At 58.1% G+C, this 5660-nt stretch carries 5 protein-coding genes; 4 read left to right on the plus strand and 1 reads right to left on the minus strand.

Annotation, left to right across the window (positions count from 1 at the left end):
• Positions 1 to 521: amidase (locus IGS51_RS11000; RefSeq protein WP_297078439.1), on the minus strand; the 521-nt coding region annotated here is incomplete at its 3' end.
• Positions 522 to 865: 344 nt separating this feature from the next.
• On the opposite strand from IGS51_RS11000, the gene IGS51_RS11005 reads away from it, so the two are divergent.
• The 4 genes from IGS51_RS11005 to IGS51_RS11020 all read left to right on the plus strand — a co-directional run.
• Positions 866 to 2380, plus strand: a complete 1515-nt coding sequence (locus IGS51_RS11005; protein WP_297078440.1) for a DnaJ domain-containing protein — start codon at positions 866 to 868, stop codon at positions 2378 to 2380.
• Positions 2381 to 2564: 184 nt separating this feature from the next.
• Positions 2565 to 3062, plus strand: coding sequence for a MarR family transcriptional regulator (locus IGS51_RS11010; protein ID WP_297078441.1), 498 nt, complete (start codon positions 2565 to 2567; stop codon positions 3060 to 3062).
• 135 nt (positions 3063 to 3197) lie between these two features.
• Positions 3198 to 4535, plus strand: a complete 1338-nt coding sequence (locus tag IGS51_RS11015) for an efflux RND transporter periplasmic adaptor subunit (RefSeq protein WP_367279317.1) — start codon at positions 3198 to 3200, stop codon at positions 4533 to 4535.
• Positions 4536 to 4544: 9 nt separating this feature from the next.
• The coding region (locus tag IGS51_RS11020; RefSeq protein WP_297078442.1) for an ABC transporter permease at positions 4545 to 5660 on the plus strand (1116 nt) is incomplete at its 3' end.

Below are 5660 nucleotides of genomic sequence, written 5' to 3' on the forward strand. Positions count from 1 at the left end.
ATCGCCGCCAAACCCGCCGCCACCGAGGCCGCCGCGCCGCCGCTAGAGCCGCCCGGTGTATAGTCCGGATTCCAGGGATTGCGGGCGGGTGGAAAGCCGCGTGGCTCTGTGAAAGGCGTGGAGCCAATCTCTGAGGTGGCCGTTTTGCCCAGCAGCACGAAGCCCGCCTGCCGCAGCCGCGTCACCACGCCCGCATCTTCGGCAGCGACTCGATTCTTTGCCACGCTCAACCCATAGCTACAGCACTCACCCGCCACCGGGGTCAGGTCTTTAATAGAGATAGGGACACCCAAAAACGGCGGCAGTTCGCTGGGGTCTGCCTGGAGGAGCCGCTCGGTCTGGTCTTTTGCCGTGGCGATCGCCGCCTCGGCCATCACGGTGAAATAGCTGCCCAGCAAAGGATTGAGCCGCTCGATCCGCTCTAGGTATAGCTCTACCAATTCCAGAGGCGACACCTCGCGGCTCCGAATCAGACGGGCCTGTTCTAGGGCGGGGGTAAAGGCAAGGTCAACGGCATTCATGGGTGGCGACGTTCAGTAAGGAGCGACTTTTGATGACTCTAGCAAGGCCGCTCTCAAATTCCTGCAACAGCAGGACAGATTTTCTCATAGCCCACAATTTGCGTCTGCTGTCCCACTTGCCCTATCTGACACCTGCCCTATCTGAATTTAAGCTATTGCGCTTGTTCAGATTACCCGCTCCTGATTGCCCGCTCCTGATTGCTCCGTTCTAATTGCCCGCTCCTGATAGCCCGCTCTTGATTGCCCACTCCCGATTCCTGTGAATACTAGACCATGCCACCCGATCGGCAACCCCTGGCAGGTCAACCCGCAGGTCATCCGTGTGCCAACTGAAGTATCGAAATATGGCAGAAATTCAGTCCTATTACGAGCGTCTTGATCTCAAAGTTGGCGCATCCGAAGCCGACGTAAAGGCTGCCTATCGGGCCCTGGCAAAGCGCTGGCACCCCGATCAGTTTCGTGATCCTCAACAGAAGAAACAGGCCGAAGAGGAACTCAAAAAAATCAATGAAGCCTATCAAAAAATCAAGGCGTTTCTCATCGAAAATCCCTCTCCTCAAACTGAGTCAGGAGAACAGTCTCAAGAGCGAGAAAACTCAGGCCCAACCGCAAATCATTCGTCATCCAAATCCTCGTCGGCACAGACCAAAATCTACACTTCAGGGGCATCGGCCGCAGAAGCGCTTTACCGGACGGGTGCTGAGTTGACCAAGGACGGAAAATATGAAGAGGCGATCGCCCATTTCAGCAGCGCCATCAAGCTCAATCCCAACTATGCAGAAGCCTATCGACATCGGGGCTTTGTCTATTCTTTGATGGGGTTAGAGCTAGGGGCAGAATCAGACCTGAGAAAAGCAAAAGCACTAGGACTTACGTCCCAAAACCGTACCTCCCGGTCGGATCGAACGACTCAATCTGAACCTGAAGTTGTTTCCGAAATTCTGACTCCAGAAAACTCCAAACGTCAAATTTGGCAGTGGGTTCATCCCCTAGAGCCACATCATGATGAAGTCACAGGGCTGCTATTTTCCCCAAATGGAAAGAGCCTGATCAGCGCTAGCAAAGACGGATCAATTCAGCTTTGGAATCCGCTAAAAGGCACCTTATTGGTTACATTAGAAACCCAATCAGCAGCGATCGCCTCGCTGGCTCTTAGCGCAAATGGCGAAATTCTAGCCAGCGCTAATGCCATGCCTGAAGTCAAACTCTGGCATTTGCGGACGGGCGCTTTGCTCAAAACGCTCAGACCCAATGCAGAGGCGATCGCCGACATCACCTTCCATCCGCATCAGCCGATTCTAATCGTCGCTAGCAAAGACGGCAGCATTACCTTTTGGGATTTGCGATCGGGCAAGTTGGTGAAAGGCTTGAGCTGGCAAAAAACATCCGTTTCTGCCCTCGAAATTAGCCCCGACGGACGCACCCTGGCGATCGCCAGCGGCAACGGTTCTCTGGTGCTTTGGAACCTGAGCTTGAATCGCCCGATGCGGACGCTGGATTGGCCCGGTGGCGGCATTTCAGCGATGACCTTCACGGCAGATGATTCGCGGTTAATGTTGGGCTGTCAGGATCGCACCCTGCGAATCTGGGACAGGGTGGGCGATCGCCTTGTGGCAACGCTTGCTGGCCACGAGGCCGCCGTTACGAGCATCTCGTCGGGTCACAGCCGAAACGCGGTGGCCAGTGGTGGCGATCGCACGGTTCGCCTGTGGAATGTAGAAACCAAGCAACTCCTCGCCGTGCTGGACGGGCACGAAGCCGCCGTCACCGCTGTTGATTTTCTGGAACCGCAGCGCATCCTGGCCAGCGGCAGCGCCGACGGCTCGATCCTGATCTGGCGCAGAACAGACGAGCCGTGATCCCATTGCCGCCCGCAAATTCCTCCGGTCAGGTGAGGATATCCGGAGGAGCCGTCAGGAATGTCTTCAGGTTAAAGTGAATCTAAAGGAAGGAATATTTTGCTTTGTCTTGTTCAAAAAGTTCAGTGATTACTGAACATTCCAAACCGAGGGCAATTCGTGTTAAGTATCGTTAAGATCTAACGTGAGGTGGAAGCCGTTGAACCGAGAGCAGCCGTTCGAGCATACGCATTTTGTCGAGGAAGTGGGGCTGATGTTTGAACTGATTGGGCTGCCCCGCATGGCTGGGCGCATCTTTGGCTGGCTGCTGATTTCTCAACCGCCGCACCAGTCCAGTGGCGAACTGGCGGAGGTGCTGCAAGCCAGCAAGGGGTCTATTAGCTCGATGACGCGCCTGCTGATCCAGCTTGGGCTGATCGAGCGACTGCCGCTGCCGGGCGATCGCCGCGATTTCTTTCAGATCAAGCCCCACGCCTGGTCACAGCTTCATGAACAGCAGCTTGCCCGCATCGCCGCCTTCCGCAAGCTCTCCGAACGCGGCCTCGACCTGCTCAAAACCCAGTCGCCCGAATCCCAGCAGCGCCTCCGCGAAATGCACGACTACCATGCCTTTTGGGAGCAAGAACTGCCCCGTGTGCATCAGCGCTGGATTGAGCATCGCCGAGAGATGGCGGTGGAGTGATGAAGATGTCCAGATGACCAAGCAGATGACCAAAACGAGAGGACTGCTAGCCCCCTTTTAATTCTGTTTCTTATCCCCTCTGCGAATCTCTCAATCCTCCCAATCCTCCCAATTCCAACACCCCCAATCCCTAAAATGACCATGCGACTCCCTATGATCGGCAAAGTTCAGCCCAGCAATCCCTGGCTGTGGGGATTGGTGGCGGCGGGTTTGATTGGCACGGGTACGACGGCGGCACTGGTGGCGCGACAGAGTGCGACGATTCCTGATGTGGCGACGCTGACGGTGCCCGTGGAATCGCAAGCCCTGACGGTGCGAATTACCGCCAACGGCAGGGTGCAGCCTGTGCAAACGGTGAATATCAGCCCCAAGGCGACGGGTATTTTGCGAGAACTGCTGGTGGAACAGGGCGATCGCGTCCGGGAAGGGCAGATTATTGCCCGCATGGAAAGCGAAGACGTGGCGGCGCGAATGATGCAGGCGCGGGCCCAGGTTGCCGAAGCGCAGGCCCGACTGGCAGAAGTGCGATCGGGCAATCGTCCCGAAGAAATTGCCCAGCGCCAGGCGGAAGTGGAGCGGGCCCGGGCCCAGGTGCGCGATGCCGAAACCCGCGTGCAGTTGGCGAATCAGCGGCTAGAGCGGAACCGATCGCTGGCCAGCCAGGGCGCAATTTCCCGCGATGCGCTGGATGAAGTGGTGCGTGAAGCCAACAGCGCCCGTGCCAACCTGGAGCAAACCCAGGCCAGCCTGCGGGCTGCGGAGCAAAGTCTCAATCTGTCTCGCAATGGCAGCCGCGCCGAAGACATTGCCCAGGCAGAAGCCCAGTTGGCCAGCGCCTTAGGCAATCTCCGTAGCGTAGAAGTGCAGCAGGAGGATACGGTGCTGCGGGCCCCCTTTGACGGCATTGTGACTCAGAAATATGCGACAGAGGGGGCGTTCGTCACGCCGACGACTTCGGCTTCGGACGCAACTTCCGCTACTTCGACCGCGATTGTGGCGATCGCCAGCGGGCTAGAAATCCTGGCAGATGTGCCAGAGGTAGACATCGGGCAGATTCGCCCCGGCCAAACGGTAGAAATTCGTGCCGATGCCCTGCCCAATCAGGTGTTCACGGGCGAAGTGCGGCTGGTGGCTCCGGAGGCGGTGGTGCGGCAAAACGTCACCTCCTTTCAGGTGCGGATTCGCCTGCTGACGGGGCAAGACAGGTTGCTGTCGGGCATGAACGTGGATCTGGACTTTTTGGGCGATCGCCTCGATAGCGCGGTCGTGGTTCCGACGGTGGCAATCGTCACCAAGGATGGCCAGAACGGGGTGCTGGTTCCCGGTGAGCGAAATCGACCCGAATTTCGCCCCGTCACGCTGGGCACTGCCGTCGGCAACCAGACCCAGATTCTAGACGGCATCGAACCGGGCGATCGCGTCTTCATCGATCTGCCCCCGCAATATGCCCGCGAATGGATGCAACCGCAATAGGGAGGCCTTATGGACTTACTCGAAAGCACCGCAATGGCGGTGAAAACCCTCAAAGCCAATAAGCTCCGCAGTGCGCTGACCATGCTGGGCATCATTATCGGGAATGCCTCGGTGATTACGATGGTGGGCGTGGGCCAGGGGGCACAGCGCTATGCAGCGGAACAGTTTGAGTCGCTGGGGCCAAACGTGCTGTTTGTGATTCCTGGCAGCGACTCGTCTCGTCAGCGCACGCTAGAAACGCCGCGCACCCTGACGCTAGAAGATGCCGAGGCGATCGCCTCCCAGGTTCCCACGGTCGTCGGCGTTGCGCCCCAGCTACAAACCCAGCAGACCGTCACCCAAGGCAACCGCAGCACCAGCGCCCTGATCGTGGGCACGACTCCTGAATTCAGCACGGTGCGGAGCTTCCCAGTGGCACGGGGTCGCTTCCTCACGGATATGGACGTGCAGCGGGGAAACCGCTCGGTGGCGCTGGGGGCTGACCTGGCTCGCAGCCTGTTTGGCGACGCTGACCCGCTGGGGCAAACGATTCGCATTAAAAATCTCACCTTTCAGGTCGTGGGCGTGATGGAGGCGAAGGGCGCATTCTTGGGTAATAACCAGGATGACGTGGCCTATATCCCCATCACCACCATGTCGTCGCAGATTACGGGCAACTCGTCGCCCTATGGCACAGAAGTCACCTTTATTTCCATCATGTCGCGGGATGAGCAGTCCATTGGTGCGGCCCAGTTTCAAGTGACGAATCTGCTTCGATTGCGCCACAGAATCGTATCTGAAGATGACTTTACGGTTCGCAGCCAAAAAGACGCGCTGGAGATTGTGGGCAATGTAACCGGGGCGCTGACCATCATGCTGGCGGCGATCGCCGGAATTTCGCTCCTCGTCGGCGGCATCGGCATCATGAACATCATGCTCGTCTCTGTCCGCGAGCGCACCCAGGAAATCGGCCTCAGGAAGGCGATCGGCGCATCCCAGCAAGACATTCTGGTGCAGTTTATGATCGAGGCAACCATCCTGGCCGTGCTAGGCGGCGTAGCGGGAACCTTGATCGGCATCGGCGGCGTGTCCCTGGCCGGTGCGCTGACCCCGCTCAAGGCAGGCGTTTCTCCCACCGCCATTCTT

Origin of the sequence: Thermoleptolyngbya sp. M55_K2018_002 (assembly GCF_015295965.1) — a bacterium.
Taxonomy (GTDB): Bacteria; Cyanobacteriota; Cyanobacteriia; order Elainellales; family Elainellaceae; genus Thermoleptolyngbya; species Thermoleptolyngbya sichuanensis.

Excerpts from the sequence above, each read along its gene's own strand:
- IGS51_RS11005 (WP_297078440.1), top strand. The coding sequence starts at position 866 with ATGGCAGAAATTCAGTCCTATTACGAGCGTCTTGATCTCAAAGTTGGC.
- IGS51_RS11015 (WP_367279317.1), top strand. The coding sequence starts at position 3,198 with ATGACCATGCGACTCCCTATGATCGGCAAAGTTCAGCCCAGCAATCCC.